Genomic DNA, 18210 nt, shown 5'->3' on the forward strand with positions numbered 1-18210 from the left:
ATTCGGTTTTATTTTTTCTTAAATGCGTTAAAGTTATATTTAAGCTCGAACGAAACTAACCTTCCAACCTCTGGAGAAGCTACAAATTCTCTTATACTTGCGTCGAAAATATTCGTAACATTCATACCTACTGATATATTATCATTTAAATTATACCCTAAGTTAGCATCTACTGTAAAACCACCTAAAGGACCATAATTCCACGTTCTTCCTATACGTGAGTTTTCAACAATTTCATTTACCCCATCTCCATCTAAGTCTTGTGTTTTAGCGGCAACATTAATTCCTGAAAAGAAGTCATAGTCTTGCACCCAACGTCCAAAAAGAGCTCCGTACAATTTCTTACCTCCGTAATGCAACCCTAAACTCAATTTGTTTTCCGGTGTATTGATAGGTAATTCACTTTCTAAAACAACTCCATCTAAATTACCATCATTGTTCATATCGTTTTTATCTAAACTACGTCCGAAATACGAATAATTTAAAGAGGTTCTAATAGCATCTGTAAAATAATAGTTCAATCCAAGGTCGAATCCGTAAGTGTCTACATTTCCGAAATTGCTATAGGTTAATAAAAGTGGTGATGCACTAGCTCCTGGCGAAACCTCATCAATAGGTTTATCTCCCATATGAGTTACATAATTACCATTAGCTGCATCGACTATGTTACGCAAAGGGCTTATGAAGTTTTCCGACATATTATAATACGCACTTGCATCAATATAAAACTTATCTGTAAGCTTTCCTTTATAACCAAACTCAAAAGAGTTGATAGTTTCTACCTCTAACTTATCGATCTTGGTTCCATCAGTTAACGTAAATCCTTCTCCGTTACCTAACACTAATCCACCAAATAAATTCCCTTGTAAGTTTAATATTGATGGCACTGCCATACCTCTACCATACGTTAATCTAAACGTACCTTCACCAATTGTTTTGGTAACTGCTGCTTTTGGTAAAAAGTTAGTTCCGTATAAATCATGATTATCCGCTCTTATACCTGCTAAAAAATTCCATCCTGATTCTAATTTATATTCAAACTGACCATACACTCCTTTTTGAGCGATATCAATCGAACCATCTTGATCTAATAAATAAGTTCCTTTAGAATCTGCCATATCTAACTGATATTGCGCACCTGCAGTTACATAAAACTCTCCCCAGTTATTATTATACTGAGCCTCTGCATTGAATCTTTCAGACGCATCTTTAAAAAGTGCTCCTCTTGGAACTGCTATACCATAAGCGGGAATCCACTGTTCATATAATGCACGACTCCAAGCTTCTTCTTCTGAAAAACCATTTTCAATAAACGACACATAGTTTTGTGTACGCTGATTAATTGCATAAGTTTCATCTGTTTTACTCCATGTATAATATGCATTTGCGAAAAAGTTTTTAGACACATATTTTAATTGAGCAATATCTAAAGTCCAATCTTTAATTTGATTACGACCTGCATTTGTAACCGCTAAATTGGTGTTATTACTATGCCCGTAATATGCTGTAATTTCTGAACTACTAGTAGGCTTGTAGTATAACGAGGCTCCATATTTTAAGGCATTAAAATCACGATCTAAGTTTTTCTCTCCATATGCTTTAGTTCCTACATATACACTATCTACATAATTAAACTCTGTACCTTGTGTACTTTCTAAGTGAATTTTATAAGCAAACTTGTCACTTAACACTTGTGCATGACGCAGCCTACCCGTAACTACATTTTGATCTCCAGCACCAACCGCAATTGTAGTTCCTTCTGAAGTTCTTGGGTTTTTAGTTATTGTACTTACCAAACCATTATGAGCATTTGGTCCATACAATGTTCCGTTTGGTCCTAATAAAATCTCTACACGCTCAACATCATCTTTTGTAACTGTTGAAAACGAACCATAAGGTAATCCTGTTGCAATTAACATCGAAACTCTATCGTCTGTCATTTGCAAGTTTTTTGAATTGAATGCTGAGTTAAAACCACGGATATTAATTCCGGTTCCTAAAACACCACTACGCACAAAATCTACCCCTTTTTGTCTCGCTGCTAATTCACCTATGTTAAAACTAGGAAAATCCTGAATATCTTTTGCCGTAATAACATTAACTGTAGCTGGCACTTCAGTAATTTTTTGTGGTTTTTTATTCGCCGTTAGTATAACCTCATCTAAAACACTACTTGCTTCTTTTAAAGAAATATTTAGTTGTGTTTTCTGTCCATTTTGAACAGCTACTGTTTTGGTTACACTTTCAAAACCTACGAATGAGACAAGCACACTGTAAGTTCCTTTATTCATATTTTCAATTGCAAATTTCCCGTCAAAATCAGCATCAATCCCCTTATCTATACTTTTAATATATACTGTGGCTCCTGCTAAAGGCACTCCATTTGTATCTGTAATTACCCCTTGAATACCTCCTGTACCCTGTGCACTTAGAGTTAAAGAACTAATTAAGACTAAAAAGAAAAATAGTTTTTTCATAATTTTAGATTGTTATTAAGTTTGTTTCACTCGCAATCTATCGGGAAATGAAAAATAAACCATTTGAAAAACAAAAACTATAAAGTGTGACTTTTAATTGTTTTTATTTTTTTAATCATAAAAACCTAAGATTTAAAAGAAAGTTATTCAATATGAGACTTTAATTTCAAAAAAGCCTCTGGAAGGTTATCTGACAACTTATTTATCACCCTGAACATCAACTGTTTTTGATTCATCGTTGGCGTTATACCCTCTAAAGGTTGTTTAATTTCTTCTAATAAGCGACTTGAATTTATCTTACCCTCCATATATCTTGAAAGTGAAATACTCCATGAAATATTAGGGACATAATTGCTTTTCTTCTGACGTTCTTTTTCCTTTTCAATCAAATTAAACTTTGAAGCTAACTTTAGTACCTCTTCATATTTTTCCTCTGTGACTAATACATTAATATATGATGTAAAGAAATGATGCCAACGATGTTTTAACACCTCATTTTTATGTTTTCTTAAAAAAGTTTTTGCAGTTGCTTCGGCTATTTTATGTTTATGAAGTTCCGAAAGTACTCGAACTTTATATGAACAGTATCCTATTTTTTGATGATAATTATGGATTTCTTTATAAAGTCCTTCATATTTTTCAAGTAAAGAAAACGCCTCTTCTGGCTTGTTATTTCGTAATAAAATAGCCACCAAATTATTTAGATACATTAACGTATCATTGTTATTCTGTCTAATTGAAAGATACCCGTAAAACTCAGCTTCTTCAAACTCATTTTGTTTAGAATGCAATAAAACTCGGCTCGCATAGTAGTTAGAAAGCAAGCGTCTAGAGTACATTATACCTTGACTAAAATATGCATCAATTTGATCGAAAAGTAATTTTAACTTATCATTCTCATTATAATTTGTATACATAAACGCCAATAACACAAATGCTTGATAACGGTTTTTACCATCGATAGATTCATCTTTAAACACTTGCAACAACCATTCTTCTAGATGTTTTGTTTCGTTATTATTTAAAGTATATTGATTAGTTATTTCTGTAGTTGCATCATACAATTTTTCATGTATTTCTTTTGCCGTTATATAATTCGCCTCATACTCCTTAATGAAGTTAGCGACAATTTCGTGATCATTATAACGCATTCGCACCAACAAATACGATTTGTATTCTTTAGCAAGATTGTAAAAACTTTGAAAATTATGCTCAATGCTTTTGTATGAAATTATATACTGAAGAAACTCTTTCTCCTCTTGTGAAGTGATAGCATCGGTTAAAATCTTCTTTTTTAACGACATTAACCAATCTATTGTAACATCAACATCTATACTGGTTAATTTTTTCTGAGTCCAATCTTTTACATACGAGTATTTTCGTTTATCAATAGAAGTATCAAAATCTGTAAAACCATTTTTGGACAATGCATTTTTGATAATAAGATCACTTATTACACATTTTTCTTCTCCTTTAAATTGATATACTGTTTGAAGATATTTTGCCTCGTTTGGCAAAATAGTTTTACTAAACTCTGTAAATTTTTTAAGCTTCGTTTTCATTAATCGCTTTCTACAAATTCTTGTATGAGCAAGTTAACTTTTTTAGGCTTTTCAAATTGCGCAAAATGCCCACAATTTTCTACATACTTTACAGTAGCATTTTTTATTTTATCTGCCGCGACACTTCCTACATCTTGAATCGTTAATGCTGGGTGCAAATATCTATTCGGAATCAACATATCTTTATCTCCAAAAACAACTAGGGTCTTTTGAGAAATTTTCTCTAAATCGTCATGTACAGGATCATCTAACATTCCGAATACACTTTTTACAATTGCTTTACAATGAGTATCAAAATCGGACGCTTGTTTAATTCGAATACGATCTTCAATCATTTTTGAAACCTCAGCTGGTTGTTCAAAAAAGTTGAGCGCATAATTTTTTGCAATTTGCTCGTTTGTCGTGTTCTTTACTACCTCAGCGGTATATACACTTTTAAGAATATTTCCTTGGTCTTTTGTAAACTTCTCTAATCCTGCTGGAGCTATCAATACTAATTTTTGCACCACTTCTGGATACTGCAATGCTAGTTTCATACTAGCTTGACCTCCCATAGAGTGTCCAACTAAAACCACATTTTTCAATCTTTTCTTCTTGATAAATTTAGATACTATATCAGCAAAGAACGTTGGCGTATAAACTACTTCTGGCTTTGAAGATTTACCATGCCCAGGCAAATCGACAGCTACACAAGTATAATTCTCTTTTAAAGACTCTATATTTTTAGACCACGCATCAGCATTACTACTCAAACCGTGTAAAAAAAGTAACGTTTTATCCCCTTTTCCTTCTTTAATATATGTGATTTCTATATCATCAATTTTCACACATCTAGTTTAAACTCGTAGTCTGAAAGTATTTCTTTCATTGGTTTTTTTGTGCTTTGTGCAAATGCAATGGCGTTTATCAATGTAAAAATCAACACCAAACTTATCTGTTTCATCTTTTATGTTTTAATCGAGTTAAAATAGCGCAACAAGTCTTTTCTCGATACTTTCCCTACACTTGTTAAAGGTATTTCATCTAAAAAGAATATATATTTTGGATGCTTGTATGAGACCAATGTTTCTTTTAATTCTTCTCTTATTTCTTCTACTGTGATATCTTTATCTTCAACCGTTACGAAAGCCACTCCTATTTCTCCCCATTTTTCATCTTTCATACTTAACACTACTGCTTTTTTAATTCCTTTTAGTGCATCTAAATGTGCTTCTATTTCTTGCGGATAAATGTTTTCTCCTCCAGATATATACATATCATTTTTTCTTCCTTTCATATATAAATAACCATCTTCATCCATATACACAAAATCACCTGTAAATAGCCATCCTTTTTTAATCGTATTATTAGTTTTTACAGAGTTATTCCAATAACCTGGAGTTACAATATTACCCCTAATACACAGCTCACCCACTTCATTTAGTTTTACTTCCTCCCCTTCTGAATTTACTATCTTGGTTTCCAAATAAAAATTAGGCTTTCCTATTGAGTTAGGCTTTAACACTGCCATTTTATGATGAAGTGATGTTATACTAGGTCCTGCTTCTGTTAAACCATACCCTGGACGTATGTATATATTTTTCTCTTTCTTCCAATATGACACCAATTCAGGTGGTACTTTTTCTCCACCAGAAATAATGTAACGTAATCCTTGGAGGCCAATCTTTTTAAAAACAGGTGTTTTTTGCATCATTAAAAGCATTGTTGGAAGTGCCATGAACAACGTTGTTTCATTCAATTCCAATAAACACAACACCTTTTCTGCATCAAACTTTTCCAACATTCCTATATACCCTCCTTTATGCAATAACGGAGTTACAAAAACATTCCATCCTGATGTATGATAAGGCGGTAAAGTATTTAATGTAGAATCTCTAAATGTGATACCCAATTGCATGGAAGTATTCAAACTATTCCAAAACAACATTTTGTTGGTATACAACACTCCTTTTGGATCTCCTGTAGTTCCAGAAGTATAAAATATAAATAGTGGATTTTCTTCCTTAATAACATAGTTTTTCCTTACAACTTCAACCACTTTATTTTTATAGAAATACTTTACATCATTCATTAACAGTACAGATGTATTCACGAATTCTAAACCTTCATATTTATCCAGAAAACTTTTGCTATAAACAAATAATTTTGGTGTACAATCGTCTACTAACTTTTGTAATTCATTTACTGAAAAGCGATAATTCAGAGGCACTAAAATAGCCCCCATTCTTTGACAAGCAACAAAAAGAACAATATACTCTAAACCGTGTTCTGCTAAAACAGCTACTCTATCTCCTTCTTCTAAACCTATTTTAGCAAACTTAGCTACTAATCTATCCGCATACATATCTAAATCACTATACGTATAGTTTTCATGAGTATCATAAGAAGTAAGCGCTACCTTGTTAGGCGTATAATCTGCCCACTTAGCTATCCAGTTTAACGTGCTCATTTGTTTTTTTAGCGTCTAATTTATAAAATATATACCCCACTACAAGTGATGCAACTATACCAAAAGCAGCAGAAACTCCCGGATTATTCACAGGCTCTTGCATGTAAGGTGTAAGTCTACCATAATAAATACCAAAATGTACTACAATAGCAGTAATACTTGCTATAAAAACTGACCTTACAGACACATTTTTCAAAAACGTTCCAAACAGTACAGGCACAAATGCTGCTGCAAAATAAGCATACACTCCGTTTTGTGCGAAGATTGCCACACTTACATCTGGGTTTTTAATTTGCTCCCAACTCAACAAAAAACTTACAATTGCTAAAATGACAATCACTATTTTATTCACTGTAATTGTATTTTCACCAATCTTATCTTTAAAAATAGGCTCCAATATATCGGAAGTAATTGTGATTGACAACGACTGTATTAAACTTTCCAACGTAGAAAGTCCTGCCGAAATAAGCCCCACAACTATAATTAGACCTACTCCAACAGAAAACTTAGCTACTACATACGTTGGTATGATTTCATCCATTTTTAATGCTTTTCCATCAACTGTTAAATCTGGAAAACTAATACGCGCATACAATCCTACAATGACTACCAAAAAGAACACAATCATAAAAACAATTCCACTAAACAAGTAGTTATTGATTTTTTTAGCATCTTTTAACAGCAGTGATTTGGTAATAATATGTGGTTGACAAACAATAGCAACCCCAATAATCACCTGGGTGACAATAATTTCAAAATAATCTCTAAATAAAAAACTTGACGGATTTGTAGGCTTCGTTAAATTAGGATCAATACTTGATAATTCATTCATAAAACCACCAAATCCTCCTTTAAAAAACTCGAAACCAGAACCCAGTAAAATCAAAGCAACTATAAACATTATGATAGCTTGAATAGTATTCGTATACACCATTGAATTTGCTCCACCAAACATCATATATCCAAAAACAAATGCAACGATTCCCATCAACACATAAAAAGGATCTACATTTAATGCTTTAGAAATAACCTGTGTGAGTCCTACATTAATTAAAACGATAAACGTGATTAGTAACAACGCTATGATTCCAAAGAAAAAAGCATAGTTTTTACTTTCATAACGCTTACCTATCCACTGTGCCATTGTAGTAGCCTTTACAGCACTACCATATTTAGCAAACCCTTTTGTAAAAACAACTAAAGAAATAAACGCAGCAATTGGTAAAACCACGGCAAAAGAAATTACCCCCGAAATACCATAAAGTGAAATAAACCCTGGATTAATAATAAAAGTTGCAGCACTTGTCATAGATGCAGCTAATGATAAGCCCACCACCCAAGCAGGAAATCCTATATTTCCAACAGCGTAATCTTTTATATTTGTATTCTTTCGTGCACCACGCACTACGAAATATAAAATCACAGCAGCATATACTGCTAACAAAACATACATGTAAGTTACTAACTTTTCTGACGCTATCATAAATTATAAGATCTGTTAAAAAACAAATAAAAAAACTTTAAGACATTAAAGCTGATAAATTTAATCTTATTTAAGTGAGACTTTGTTAAAAAAACAGACCATTTATATTATTTTCTTTTAAAAATAAGAATAATTAAAAGTGAGACTTTGTTAAATTAACACTTTTATCTTTAAAAGATTTCTAACTAAATAGCTACGATATTAAAAAGTGCTTTTTTATTTTTACACTATGCAATTCCCTGAGAAACTACATCAAAAAATTACACAACGAGAAGTACAAAACTCTTTGAGAAAACTTGGTAAAGAAAATTCATTAATCGATTTTTCTTCCAACGATTATTTAGGATTTGCTAAATCGGAAATTATCTTTGACAAAACACATCAATATTTAATTGACAACAATCTCAAAATTAACGGAGCAACAGGTTCGCGTTTACTCTCAGGAAATCATGCACTTTATACTGAAATTGAAAAACAGTTAGCTAAACTTCATAATTCAGAAACTTCTTTGATTTTTAATTCTGGTTATGATGCTAATATTGGCTTTTTTGCTTCGGTGCCTCAACGTGGTGATATCATTTTATATGATGAACTTATTCATGCATCCATAAGAGATGGAATTCAATTATCCAATGCAAAATCTTTTAAGTTTAAGCATAATGATATAACTCATCTGGATGAGATGCTGAAACGAGTTCAGCATGACGACATAGAAATTTATGTGATTACCGAATCTGTTTTTTCTATGGATGGTGATTCTCCCGATTTGGTATCGATATCTCAAATTGTGGAAAAACACACCAATGTTCTTTTGGTAGTAGATGAAGCGCACGCTTTAGGGGTGTTTGGTTATGGATTAATTCAAAAGCTACAGTTAGAAAATGCTGTTTTCGCTCGAATTATTACCTTCGGAAAAGGCTTAGGGTGTCACGGATCAGCTATTTTAGGATGCAAGCAATTACAACAATACCTTGTTAATTTTGCGCGTAGTTTTATTTACACAACAGGACTTTCTCCTCATGCGTTAGCTACTATAAAAGTTGCTTATAATGAATTATCAAACTGTCATTCTAGAGAAAAATTAGAGCAAAACATTCAACATTTCATTTCAGAATCAAAAAGGTTACAATTACATTTTATTGAGAGTGCTTCTGCAATTCATTGTTGCGTTATTTCTGGTAATGAACGTGTAAAAAACATCGCTTCTCAATTGCAACAAAAGGGATTTGATGTAAAACCTATTTTATCTCCAACCGTTCCATTAAATCAAGAACGTTTACGTTTTTGTTTGCACTCCTATAATTCTAAGGAAGAAATCACCAATGTTTTAGAGAACCTTGCTACTTTTGTAGTATCATGAAACAGCAAAAATATTTTATCACAGGTATTTCAACAGAAGTAGGCAAAACAGTGGCTTCTGCTATTATAACCGAAGCCTTACAAGCCGATTATTGGAAACCTATTCAATCAGGAGATTTAGACTATTCTGACACTCATAAAGTTCAAAAACTAATTTCAAATACAAAAACCGTTTTTCACCCAAATTCGTATGCTTTACAGACTCCTATGAGTCCGCATGCAGCTGCTGAAATTGATGGAGTTATTATTGAAATTGACAACATCAAAGAACCTGTAACCGAAAACCACTTAGTTATTGAAGGTGCTGGTGGATTATTGGTTCCTTTAAATGATAAAAACACCCTACTTGACGCCATAAAATCCGATTATAAAGTAATTGTAGTGTCTCGTCATTATTTAGGAAGCATCAATCATACACTACTAACAGTAAACTTATTGAAGGAAAAAGGTTTTGATGTTTCGTTGGTTTTCTCAGGAAACGAACACAAAACTACCGAGGATATTATAAAAAAAATGACTGAAGTTCCTGTAATTGGCCGTATTGAAGAGGAACCTTATTTTGATCAAAATGTCATTAAAGAATACGCAGATAAATTCAAAGAAAATTTATGACTTTAACCGAAAGAGATAAAAAACATCTATGGCATCCGCTAAAACAACACCAAACTCACCCTAATAGTTTAGGTATTGTAAAAGCCAAAGGTTGTATACTAACCGACGAACACGGTAACGAATATATCGATGCTATTTCGTCTTGGTATACCTGTATGTTTGGGCATTGTAACGACTATATTACAAGCAGAGTTTACCAACAAATGCAAACATTAGATCAAATAATGTTTAGTGATTTCACCCACGAACCTGCTGTAAAATTATCGGAAGAATTGATTAAAATTCTCCCTGAAAATCAAAACAGAATTTTCTTTAATGATAATGGTTCTACCGCAGTAGAAGCTGGTATTAAAATGGCATTACAATACTATTTTAATAAAGGTGAAAAGCGCTCAACTTTTATTGCCTTTGAAGATGGTTTTCATGGTGATACCTTCGGAGCGATGTCTGTTTCTGGATTATCGGTATATAATGGTCCGTTTGAAGATTTTTTAATGGATATTCAACGTATTCCTGTTCCAAACGGAGAAAACAATAATCTCATAGCAGAACAACTACAAAAAATTATTTCAGAAAATAAGGTTGCGGGATTCATCTACGAGCCCTTAGTTCAAGGAGCGGCTGGAATGAAAATTCACCAAGCTGAAGATTTAGATAAAATCCTAGCAATTTGCAAAAAGAACGACATTTTAACTATTGCTGATGAGGTTATGACTGGTTTTGGAAAAACAGGTAACAATTTTGCTTCTGATGAAATTACCACCAAACCAGACATCATGTGTTTAAGTAAAGCGTTGACTGCTGGATTGGTTCCTATGTCCATTACTTCATGTGCCGAAGAAATTTACACGGCTTTTTTAGACAATGATATTTCTAAAGGTTTTTTCCATTGCCATACTTATTCTGCAAATCCGATAGCTTGTAGTGCTGCTTTGGCTAGTATTGAATTGTTACAGACACAAGAAATTCAAAATAATATTCAATCTATCGAAAGAAGTAATAAAGCCTTTGCTGAGAAAATAGAAAACCACCCAAAAGTAAATTCAACAAGATGTAAAGGTGTCATTTTAGCGATTGATTTAAACACCAATTCTGGACGTTATGGAACTCTTCGCGACCAACTTTTAAAATCTTTTATGGATGAAGGCATTTTCTTACGTCCGCTTGGAAACACTGTTTACATTCAGCCACCATACGTAATTACGCAAGAGCAGCTTGAAAAAATATATACAACTATTAAAAAGGTTCTAGATACTCTTTAGAGCCTTCACTTTTTCTAACAAATTAATCTCTTCTTGGGTATCTCTAATTCGAACGTACAAATCTTCATAAACCCATTCACCATCTATTTTAATTCCTCTAACAACTAAAGTTCCTTCTCCTATATTTCCTCTTATTGGAATAGAAAAATCAACATCTCCATCATCATTTGTAAGCGAAATATTTCCTGAAGGAATCCCGTATTTCTCAATCGGCTCTCCTAAGTTTTTAATAACTAATTCATTTTTGGTTGCTAGCTCTATCGCATATTCTACAGGAGTTGCGTTATTTATCATATTTGACACTCCAAAAAACGCAGCACCAAGCCCTAAAACAATCAGTAAAATAAACCCTAAACACCCTGTTAGTGGAATAAACCACAGCCAATTTCTTCCAAACCAACTTTTCTGTCCTTGTTCGCTCATTACTCTAAATTTTCATCTAAGATAAATATTTTTATTTTCTTTATAATCCCTGATTTTACCTTTATTTTTGCTGAAATTTTATAGTGTTGAAAGAACCCATCTCAATAACGTCTTTTGCATCCGTTTCCGCTTTAGGAAGCTCTTCTGAAAACATCTGGAAAAACTATTTAAACGACCAGCATTTTTTAACCTTAAAAGAGTTTGAAAACTTTAAAGCTTGGGTTGCACAAGTATCTCAAGATGATAAGAATGCTATTGAAAAAGTTCAAGATTCAGATAACAAGTATAAAAACTTAGATCCGTCTGTTTTATATACATTATTTGTTGCTCGAAAAGCAATAGAAAAAACCGACTGGAAAGCTTCTGACAACTTCGGAATTAACATCGGTTCTTCTCGTGGAGCTACTTCTTTGTTTGAAAAGTACCACAAAGAGTTCTTAGCAACAGGAAAATCATCTACCTTAAGTTCTCCAACCACTACGTTAGGAAATATTTCTTCTTGGATAGCACACGACTTACAAACCAACGGACCAGAAATTTCACATTCTATAACCTGTTCAACCGGATTACATTCTTTGTTAAATGGTGTCGCTTGGTTACGATCTGGAATGTCAGAAAAATTTATGATTGGCGCTAGTGAAGCTTCATTAACCGACTTTACCGTTGCTCAAATGCAAGCCTTGAAAGTATATTCAAAAGAAAAAAACGGATATCCATGTAAAGCATTCGACCTTAACAAAACCAAAAACACCATGGTTTTAGGTGAAGCTGCTTCTGTTTTTTGTTTAGAAAAAGGAACTAAAGAAAATGCTTTGGCATTTATTGAAGGAGTTGGATATGCTACAGAGGTTTTAAAACACAACACTTCTGTTACCACCGATGCTGAATGTTTTCAAAAATCAATGAAAATGGCATTAGGTACTGTTTCTCCTGACGAAATTGACGCTATCGTAATGCATGCTCCAGGTACAATTAAAGGAGATCAATCGGAAATTAATGCGATTCAAAAAGTATTTTGTAACAAAACTCCATTTTTAACTACCAATAAATGGAAACTCGGTCATACTTTCGGTGCTTCTGGTTTATTAAGTTTAGAATTAGCTATGTTCATGTTACAACATCAACAAGTAATTGAAGTTCCGTTTGCTAAACCTCAAGAACACCCAAAAAAGTTATCAAAAATATTGGTAAATGCTGTTGGCTTTGGAGGAAATGCCGTTTCCGTTTTAATCACAGGGCGATAGCCAAAGGTTTAATTCTCCAAGGCTTACCACAAAATACTTAGAATGGTTTTCTTTGAGTACCTTGTGGAGTTGTCCCTAAGATAGTTGATTAACAAAATAAAAATTGTCGATTTCAGGCAATTTATATACTTTTAGTAACTCATTTAAATAATTGCTTTATGATGGAATGGTTTTCTGAATTAACCGCTTTTCAACAAGTTTATTGGGGAATAGCAGGTGTATTTACGCTAATTTTTGTATTTGTTCTTATTGGTAGCTTTATAGGCGCCGATACTGATGATATTGGTGATATTGATACTGAAATAGATGCCGATACAGGTGCTGGATTTCAGTTCTTCACTTTTAAAAACATGGTTGCCTTTTTCACCATTTTTGGGTGGAGTGGTATTGCTAGTATGGATGCTGGTAATTCAAACACAATCACATTACTTATTTCTGTAATCTGCGGATTGATCATGATGACTATCATGGCAACCTTATTCTACTATATTAGTAAACTAACAGATAGCGGTACCTTACAAATGAAAAATGCACTAAATCAAATTGGAGAAGTGTATTTAACCGTAGGAGCAAATCGCTCTAAAATGGGAAAAGTGCACATAAAAGTACAAAACTCACTTCGTGAACTTGATGCCTTAACTGATAACGACACCGACTTAACACAAGGCATGGTTGTTAAAGTAATCGAAGTTACCTCAAACGGAATATTAATTATTGAATCTCAAAAATAAAAATTGACTATGTTAAAAATTACTTTATTACAAATTGATGGTTTTGGATTTGCAGGTCCTATCGGGCTCGTTATTGCCATTCTATTTATTTTCATTTTACTCGTTACTTTAATAAAACGCTACAAAAGATGTCCTTCCGACAGAATTTTAGTAGTGTACGGTAAAGTTGGTGGCGGACAATCAGCGAAATGTATTCACGGGGGTGCTGCGTTTATTTTTCCAGTAATTCAAGATTACGAGTTTTTAGATTTAACGCCTATTTCTATCGAAGTAAACTTAGTAAATGCACTATCTAAACAAAACATTCGTGTAAATGTACCTTCTCGTTTTACCATCGGGGTTTCTACCGAGCCAGGAGTAATGCAAAATGCTGCTGAACGTTTACTTGGTTTAGCAATGAACGATGTTCAAGAATTAGCTAAAGAAATCATTTTTGGTCAGTTACGTTTAGTAGTTGCTTCAATGGATATTGAAGAAATTAACTCTGATAGAGATAAGTTTTTAACCAACATTTCACAAAGTGTAGAATCGGAATTAAAAAAAGTTGGTTTAAAATTAATCAACGTAAACATTACTGATATTGTTGACGAATCAGGATATATTGAAGCGTTAGGTAAAGAAGCTGCTGCACATGCAATCAACGCCGCTCGTAAATCTGTTGCTGAAAAGAATAGGGATGGTTCTATTGGGGAAGCAAATGCTGTACAAGATGAAAGAACTCAAGTAGCTGCCGCTAATGCACAAGCTGTAGACGGAGAAAACACTGCAAAAATTGCTGTTGCAAACTCAGACTCTTTACGTCGTCAAAGAGAAGCTGAAGCTGAAAGAGTAGCTATTGCTTCTGAAAAAGTACAATCAGCAAAAGCTTTAGAAGAATCGTATGCTGCTGAAAAAGAAGCCGAAATTGCCAGAGCTGAAAGAGAACGTTCTTCACAAATGGCTGATGTAATTGTTCCTGCTGAAATTGACAAACGAAAAGTAGAAATTGATGCGGAGGCGGAAGCAGAAAGAATCCGTAGAAAAGCAAAAGGAGAGGCTGATGCTATCTTATTTAAAGCGCAAGCAGAAGCACAAGGTTTATACGAAGTATTAACTAAGCAAGCTGCCGGTTTAGATCAAATAGTAAAAGCTGCTGGTAACGATTCGCAAAACGCTGCCTTATTATTAATTGCTGATAAATTACCTGAATTAGTAAAACTACAATCAGAAGCTATTAAAAATATTAAGATTGATAAAGTTACTGTTTGGGAAAACGGTGGAGGAAAAGATGGAAAAACCTCAACATCTAACTTTATTTCAGGAATGTACAATGCAGTACCGCCACTGCAAGAAATGTTTAACATGGCGGGTATGCAATTGCCCGATTATTTAAAAGGGAAAGAACTTCCAAATAGTGAAGGAAAAGTAATCGATCAAGGCGATTCTCCTTCCGAAGAAAAATAAGACTCATAAAATTCCGCTTTCGTAGCGGAATTTTTTATTTTTACCACCACAAACAACTCGAATTTATGAATGAAATTAGACACGATTGGACGAAAGAGGAAATTCTAGAAGTATACAATAAGCCTTTAATGGAGCTTTTGTACGAAGCTTCAACTATACATAGAAAATATCACGACCCAAACACAGTACAGGTAAGCACCTTAATCTCAATTAAAACTGGTGGATGTTCAGAAGATTGTGGATATTGTCCGCAAGCAGCACGTTATCATACCAACGTTGAAGGAAACGATTTGATGACTGTGAATCAAGTTAAGGCACAAGCTTTACGTGCAAAAGATGGTGGATCATCAAGAGTTTGTATGGGAGCCGCTTGGAGAAACGTTAAAGACGGACCTGAATTTGACCAAGTGTTAGAAATGGTACGTACTATTAACAAGCTAGACATGGAAGTTTGTTGTACCTTAGGTATGGTTACCGAAAATCAAGCAAAACGTTTAGCAGAAGCTGGTTTATATGCTTATAACCACAATATTGATACTTCGGAAGATTATTACGATGATGTTATTTCTACACGTTCTTTTGATGATAGAATTAATACTATTGAAAACGTACGTAAAACCAACGTAACAGTTTGTTCTGGTGGAATTATTGGTATGGGAGAATCGTTAGAAGACAGAGCTGGAATGCTTGAAACGTTAACTCGTTTTTCTCCACATCCTGAATCTGTGCCAATTAATGCATTAGTTGCCGTTGAAGGTACTCCGTTAGAAGAGCAACCTCCAGTAAACATTTTTGAAATGGTTCGTATGGTAGCAACTGCTCGTATTGTATTACCAGACTCACAAGTACGTTTATCAGCAGGTAGAACGCAAATGAGTAGAGAAGGTCAAGCAATGTGTTTCTTTGCTGGGGCAAATTCTATTTTCGCTGGAGATAAATTATTAACAACTCCGAATCCTGATATTAATGAAGACATGAGAATGTTTGAAGAGTTAGGATTAAATACACAAAAACCTTTCTTTAAGCACGAGCAAAGAGAATCGGTTGAAGCTAAAGATTCTCAATTTGAAGCTTTAGGTGAAAATCCTAAATGGACCAGACCTGAGCATAAAATTGAGCGTAACGAACAAAAAAAGCAAGAAGCTAAAGCTTTAAGAAGTTAATTCTAAGCTAGCGACAACATATAAAATAGCCATCAAGCAAGTATTTGATGGCTATTTTTTTATCATTTTTATAAACAACTCCATTCCTTGTCTGGTTTTTGAGGAATTGTAGCAAGCCTCCATATTATCTATAATAAAATAAGGTCTAAAATATTCCTCATATTCTTGTTTACTACCTCCAAAAGGCGGATGATCTTCATTCAATTGAGCATCAAACAACAATCCAACTAATTTTCCTTTTTCTGTAAGTAATTCACTTATTTTCTGTGCATATTCTGCTCGTAACCCTGGATTGATAGCACAGAAGAAAGTTTGTTCTATAATTAAATCAAAAGCGCTTTCTAACTCAAAAAAATTAGCGTGAATTAAATTTTCCTTTGGAAAATTAGGAACTCTTTTTTGAATTCTTTTTAAAGGCTCTTCGGCAATATCAACAACATAAATATTGGTAAAACCTAAACTTAACAAATATTCTGCTTCATAAGAATTTCCTCCTCCAGGAATCAGAATCCGTAAACTTTTATCTTCTACTTGATCAAAATATTCTTTTAATGGGTTAGAGATTTCTCCTAAATCCCACCCTGTTTTATCATTCAAATATTTGTTATTCCAAAAAGTCTCTGATAATTCAATCATTGTATTAACTTTATTATACCACAAATTTAAGAATAAAGTATCATAACGATTTCTTAACTTTGCTCCTTTAAACAACATGTTATGGGATTAAATCTTTCTCAAATTGAAAGAGTCGAAACAATTACTAAGGAAGACTTTATCAAGAATTATTTTAAACCGCAAAAGCCTGTGGTTATAGAGCGTTTTATTGAAGATTGGCCAGCCTATTCTAAATGGTCTTTAGAGTATATGAAAGAAGTAGCAGGCGATAAAACGGTACCTTTATACGATGACAGGCCTGTTGATTATAAAGATGGTTTTAACGAACCTCATGCAACAATGAAAATGAGTGAGTATGTTGATTTATTAAAACGTGAGCCAACTAAATTTAGAATTTTCTTATGGAATATTTTAAAAGAAGTACCTCAATTACAAAAAGACTTTAAATTTCCTGATTTTGGTTTAAGTTTAATGAAAGGCTTACCAATGTTATTTTTTGGCGGACGTGATTCGTACACATTCATGCACTATGATATTGATTTAGCTAACATTTTTCACTTTCACTTTGAGGGGAAAAAGAAGTGTATTTTATTCGATCAAAAGCAAAACAAATACTTATATAAAATTCCGAATTCGTTAATTACTCGTGAAGATATTGATTTTAACGATCCTGATTTTGAAAAGTGGCCTGCACTAAAAAATGCCAAAGGATATGTTGCTGAATTAGAGCATGGAAATGTATTGTATATGCCTGAAGGGTATTGGCATTATATGCGCTATGTAACTCCTGGTTTTTCAATGAGTTTACGTGCTATTGCTCGTAATCCTAAAAACTTAGGAAAGGCTGTTTACAATGTATTTATAATGCGTACAATAGACAATGTGATGCGTCGTATTAAAGGTCAAAAATGGATTGATTGGAAAAACGAACAAGCTATAGTTAAAACAAACAAAGCAAATAATATTGCCTCATAAAAAAAGCGCCTAATAGGCGCTTTTTTATTATTTCTTTCCAAAAAGTCGTTGAAAAAAACTTTTTGTTTTGGTTTTAGTTTCTTGAAATTCTTCTTTAGCATCTTCTGCAAAATCAACTAGATGTTCACTAGCTTCTCCTGCAACTTCTGAAGCTTTTTCAGTTATATCTTCTAATACTTCTTTTGCTTCATTAGTTAATTCGTTTGCTTTTTCTTTAGCTTTTTGAATTGATTCATCGGAAATAATTTCTTCAACTTTTTCTTTTACATCTTCTACTATGTCTACTAAATGCTCACCAGCTTCTCCTGCTAAATTACTTACCTCTTCTGTTATATTATCCATAACTTCCTTAGCTTTATCTAGTCCTTTGTTTAAGCTATCATTGGTGTTTTTATTTTCAGACATAGTATTA

The 18210-nt window shown here is 33.3% G+C and carries 16 protein-coding genes; 8 read left to right on the forward strand and 8 right to left on the reverse strand.

Annotation, left to right across the window (positions count from 1 at the left end; translation table 11 throughout):
- Positions 1-8: 8 nt before the first annotated feature.
- From ACKTSU_RS12870 to ACKTSU_RS12890, 5 genes are all read right to left on the reverse strand, one after another.
- Entirely contained in the window at positions 9-2477 is a 2469-nt protein-coding gene (locus ACKTSU_RS12870; protein ID WP_408036827.1) for a TonB-dependent receptor, read from the reverse strand.
- Between the two features lie 143 nt (positions 2478-2620).
- Entirely contained in the window at positions 2621-4039 is a 1419-nt protein-coding gene (locus tag ACKTSU_RS12875; protein ID WP_408036828.1) for a tetratricopeptide repeat protein, read from the reverse strand.
- A complete protein-coding gene (locus tag ACKTSU_RS12880; protein ID WP_408036829.1) occupies positions 4039-4866 on the reverse strand; it encodes an alpha/beta fold hydrolase in 828 nt (275 codons plus the stop codon). Before ACKTSU_RS12880 ends, ACKTSU_RS12875 begins: the two co-directional genes overlap by 1 nt.
- A gap of 119 nt (positions 4867-4985) precedes the next feature.
- Positions 4986-6488, reverse strand: a complete 1503-nt coding sequence (locus ACKTSU_RS12885) for a class I adenylate-forming enzyme family protein (RefSeq protein WP_408036830.1) — start codon at positions 6486-6488, stop codon at positions 4986-4988.
- Positions 6463-7971: a sodium/pantothenate symporter gene (locus ACKTSU_RS12890; protein ID WP_408036831.1), complete on the reverse strand. Its 1509-nt coding sequence runs from the start codon at positions 7969-7971 to the stop codon at positions 6463-6465. Before ACKTSU_RS12890 ends, ACKTSU_RS12885 begins: the two co-directional genes overlap by 26 nt.
- Before the next feature lie 229 nt (positions 7972-8200).
- On the opposite strand from ACKTSU_RS12890, the gene ACKTSU_RS12895 reads away from it, so the two are divergent.
- Genes ACKTSU_RS12895 through bioA form a run of 3 tightly spaced genes read left to right on the forward strand, consistent with a single transcriptional unit; the run spans position 8201 to position 11204 of the window.
- Positions 8201-9331, forward strand: a complete 1131-nt coding sequence (locus ACKTSU_RS12895) for an aminotransferase class I/II-fold pyridoxal phosphate-dependent enzyme (protein ID WP_408036832.1) — start codon at positions 8201-8203, stop codon at positions 9329-9331.
- Positions 9328-9942 (forward strand): dethiobiotin synthase, encoded by a 615-nt coding sequence (bioD, locus tag ACKTSU_RS12900; RefSeq protein WP_408036833.1) that lies wholly within the window; start codon positions 9328-9330, stop codon positions 9940-9942. Before ACKTSU_RS12895 ends, bioD begins: the two co-directional genes overlap by 4 nt.
- On the forward strand, positions 9939-11204 hold the full coding sequence (gene bioA / locus ACKTSU_RS12905) for an adenosylmethionine--8-amino-7-oxononanoate transaminase (protein WP_408036834.1): 1266 nt from the start codon (positions 9939-9941) through the stop codon (positions 11202-11204). The genes bioD and bioA overlap by 4 nt, the downstream gene beginning before the upstream one ends.
- Here the strand turns inward: bioA and ACKTSU_RS12910 are convergent.
- Positions 11190-11627 carry a cytochrome c oxidase assembly factor Coa1 family protein gene (locus ACKTSU_RS12910; protein WP_408036835.1) on the reverse strand — a complete coding sequence of 146 codons (438 nt, stop codon included), beginning with the start codon at positions 11625-11627 and terminating at the stop codon, positions 11190-11192. The two genes, bioA and ACKTSU_RS12910, sit on opposite strands and share 15 nt — an antisense overlap.
- A gap of 86 nt (positions 11628-11713) precedes the next feature.
- On the opposite strand from ACKTSU_RS12910, the gene ACKTSU_RS12915 reads away from it, so the two are divergent.
- From ACKTSU_RS12915 to bioB, 4 genes are all read left to right on the forward strand, one after another.
- Positions 11714-12871 carry a beta-ketoacyl synthase N-terminal-like domain-containing protein gene (locus tag ACKTSU_RS12915; RefSeq protein ID WP_408036836.1) on the forward strand — a complete coding sequence of 386 codons (1158 nt, stop codon included), beginning with the start codon at positions 11714-11716 and terminating at the stop codon, positions 12869-12871.
- A 158-nt stretch (positions 12872-13029) separates the two neighbouring features.
- Positions 13030-13602 carry a hypothetical protein gene (locus ACKTSU_RS12920; protein WP_408036837.1) on the forward strand — a complete coding sequence of 191 codons (573 nt, stop codon included), beginning with the start codon at positions 13030-13032 and terminating at the stop codon, positions 13600-13602.
- A 9-nt stretch (positions 13603-13611) separates the two neighbouring features.
- Positions 13612-15045 (forward strand): flotillin family protein, encoded by a 1434-nt coding sequence (locus ACKTSU_RS12925; protein WP_408036838.1) that lies wholly within the window; start codon positions 13612-13614, stop codon positions 15043-15045.
- 65 nt (positions 15046-15110) lie between these two features.
- Positions 15111-16208, forward strand: coding sequence for a biotin synthase BioB (gene bioB, locus ACKTSU_RS12930; RefSeq protein WP_408036839.1), 1098 nt, complete (start codon positions 15111-15113; stop codon positions 16206-16208).
- Positions 16209-16259: 51 nt separating this feature from the next.
- On the opposite strand, the gene ACKTSU_RS12935 is transcribed toward bioB, so the two are convergent.
- Entirely contained in the window at positions 16260-16844 is a 585-nt protein-coding gene (locus ACKTSU_RS12935) for a methyltransferase domain-containing protein (RefSeq protein WP_408036840.1), read from the reverse strand.
- 81 nt (positions 16845-16925) lie between these two features.
- Here ACKTSU_RS12935 and ACKTSU_RS12940 point away from each other — a divergent pair, with 81 nt between their 5' ends.
- Positions 16926-17798 (forward strand): cupin-like domain-containing protein, encoded by an 873-nt coding sequence (locus ACKTSU_RS12940; protein WP_408036841.1) that lies wholly within the window; start codon positions 16926-16928, stop codon positions 17796-17798.
- 27 nt (positions 17799-17825) lie between these two features.
- Here ACKTSU_RS12940 and ACKTSU_RS12945 read toward each other — a convergent pair whose 3' ends face one another.
- Positions 17826-18203 (reverse strand): hypothetical protein, encoded by a 378-nt coding sequence (locus tag ACKTSU_RS12945; RefSeq protein WP_408036842.1) that lies wholly within the window; start codon positions 18201-18203, stop codon positions 17826-17828.
- Positions 18204-18210: the final 7 nt, after the last annotated feature.

Origin of the sequence: Tenacibaculum aestuarii (genome assembly GCF_964510395.1) — a bacterium.
In the GTDB taxonomy this organism is placed as follows: Bacteria; Bacteroidota; Bacteroidia; order Flavobacteriales; family Flavobacteriaceae; genus Polaribacter; species Polaribacter aestuarii.

Excerpts from the sequence above, each read along its gene's own strand:
- ACKTSU_RS12870 (WP_408036827.1), bottom strand. The coding sequence starts at position 2,477 with ATGAAAAAACTATTTTTCTTTTTAGTCTTAATTAGTTCTTTAACTCTA.
- ACKTSU_RS12875 (WP_408036828.1), bottom strand. The coding sequence starts at position 4,039 with ATGAAAACGAAGCTTAAAAAATTTACAGAGTTTAGTAAAACTATTTTG.
- ACKTSU_RS12885 (WP_408036830.1), bottom strand. The coding sequence starts at position 6,488 with ATGAGCACGTTAAACTGGATAGCTAAGTGGGCAGATTATACGCCTAAC.
- ACKTSU_RS12890 (WP_408036831.1), bottom strand. The coding sequence starts at position 7,971 with ATGATAGCGTCAGAAAAGTTAGTAACTTACATGTATGTTTTGTTAGCA.
- ACKTSU_RS12895 (WP_408036832.1), top strand. The coding sequence starts at position 8,201 with ATGCAATTCCCTGAGAAACTACATCAAAAAATTACACAACGAGAAGTA.
- bioD (WP_408036833.1), top strand. The coding sequence starts at position 9,328 with ATGAAACAGCAAAAATATTTTATCACAGGTATTTCAACAGAAGTAGGC.
- bioA (WP_408036834.1), top strand. The coding sequence starts at position 9,939 with ATGACTTTAACCGAAAGAGATAAAAAACATCTATGGCATCCGCTAAAA.
- ACKTSU_RS12910 (WP_408036835.1), bottom strand. The coding sequence starts at position 11,627 with ATGAGCGAACAAGGACAGAAAAGTTGGTTTGGAAGAAATTGGCTGTGG.
- ACKTSU_RS12920 (WP_408036837.1), top strand. The coding sequence starts at position 13,030 with ATGATGGAATGGTTTTCTGAATTAACCGCTTTTCAACAAGTTTATTGG.
- ACKTSU_RS12925 (WP_408036838.1), top strand. The coding sequence starts at position 13,612 with ATGTTAAAAATTACTTTATTACAAATTGATGGTTTTGGATTTGCAGGT.
- bioB (WP_408036839.1), top strand. The coding sequence starts at position 15,111 with ATGAATGAAATTAGACACGATTGGACGAAAGAGGAAATTCTAGAAGTA.
- ACKTSU_RS12935 (WP_408036840.1), bottom strand. The coding sequence starts at position 16,844 with ATGATTGAATTATCAGAGACTTTTTGGAATAACAAATATTTGAATGAT.
- ACKTSU_RS12940 (WP_408036841.1), top strand. The coding sequence starts at position 16,926 with ATGGGATTAAATCTTTCTCAAATTGAAAGAGTCGAAACAATTACTAAG.
- ACKTSU_RS12945 (WP_408036842.1), bottom strand. The coding sequence starts at position 18,203 with ATGTCTGAAAATAAAAACACCAATGATAGCTTAAACAAAGGACTAGAT.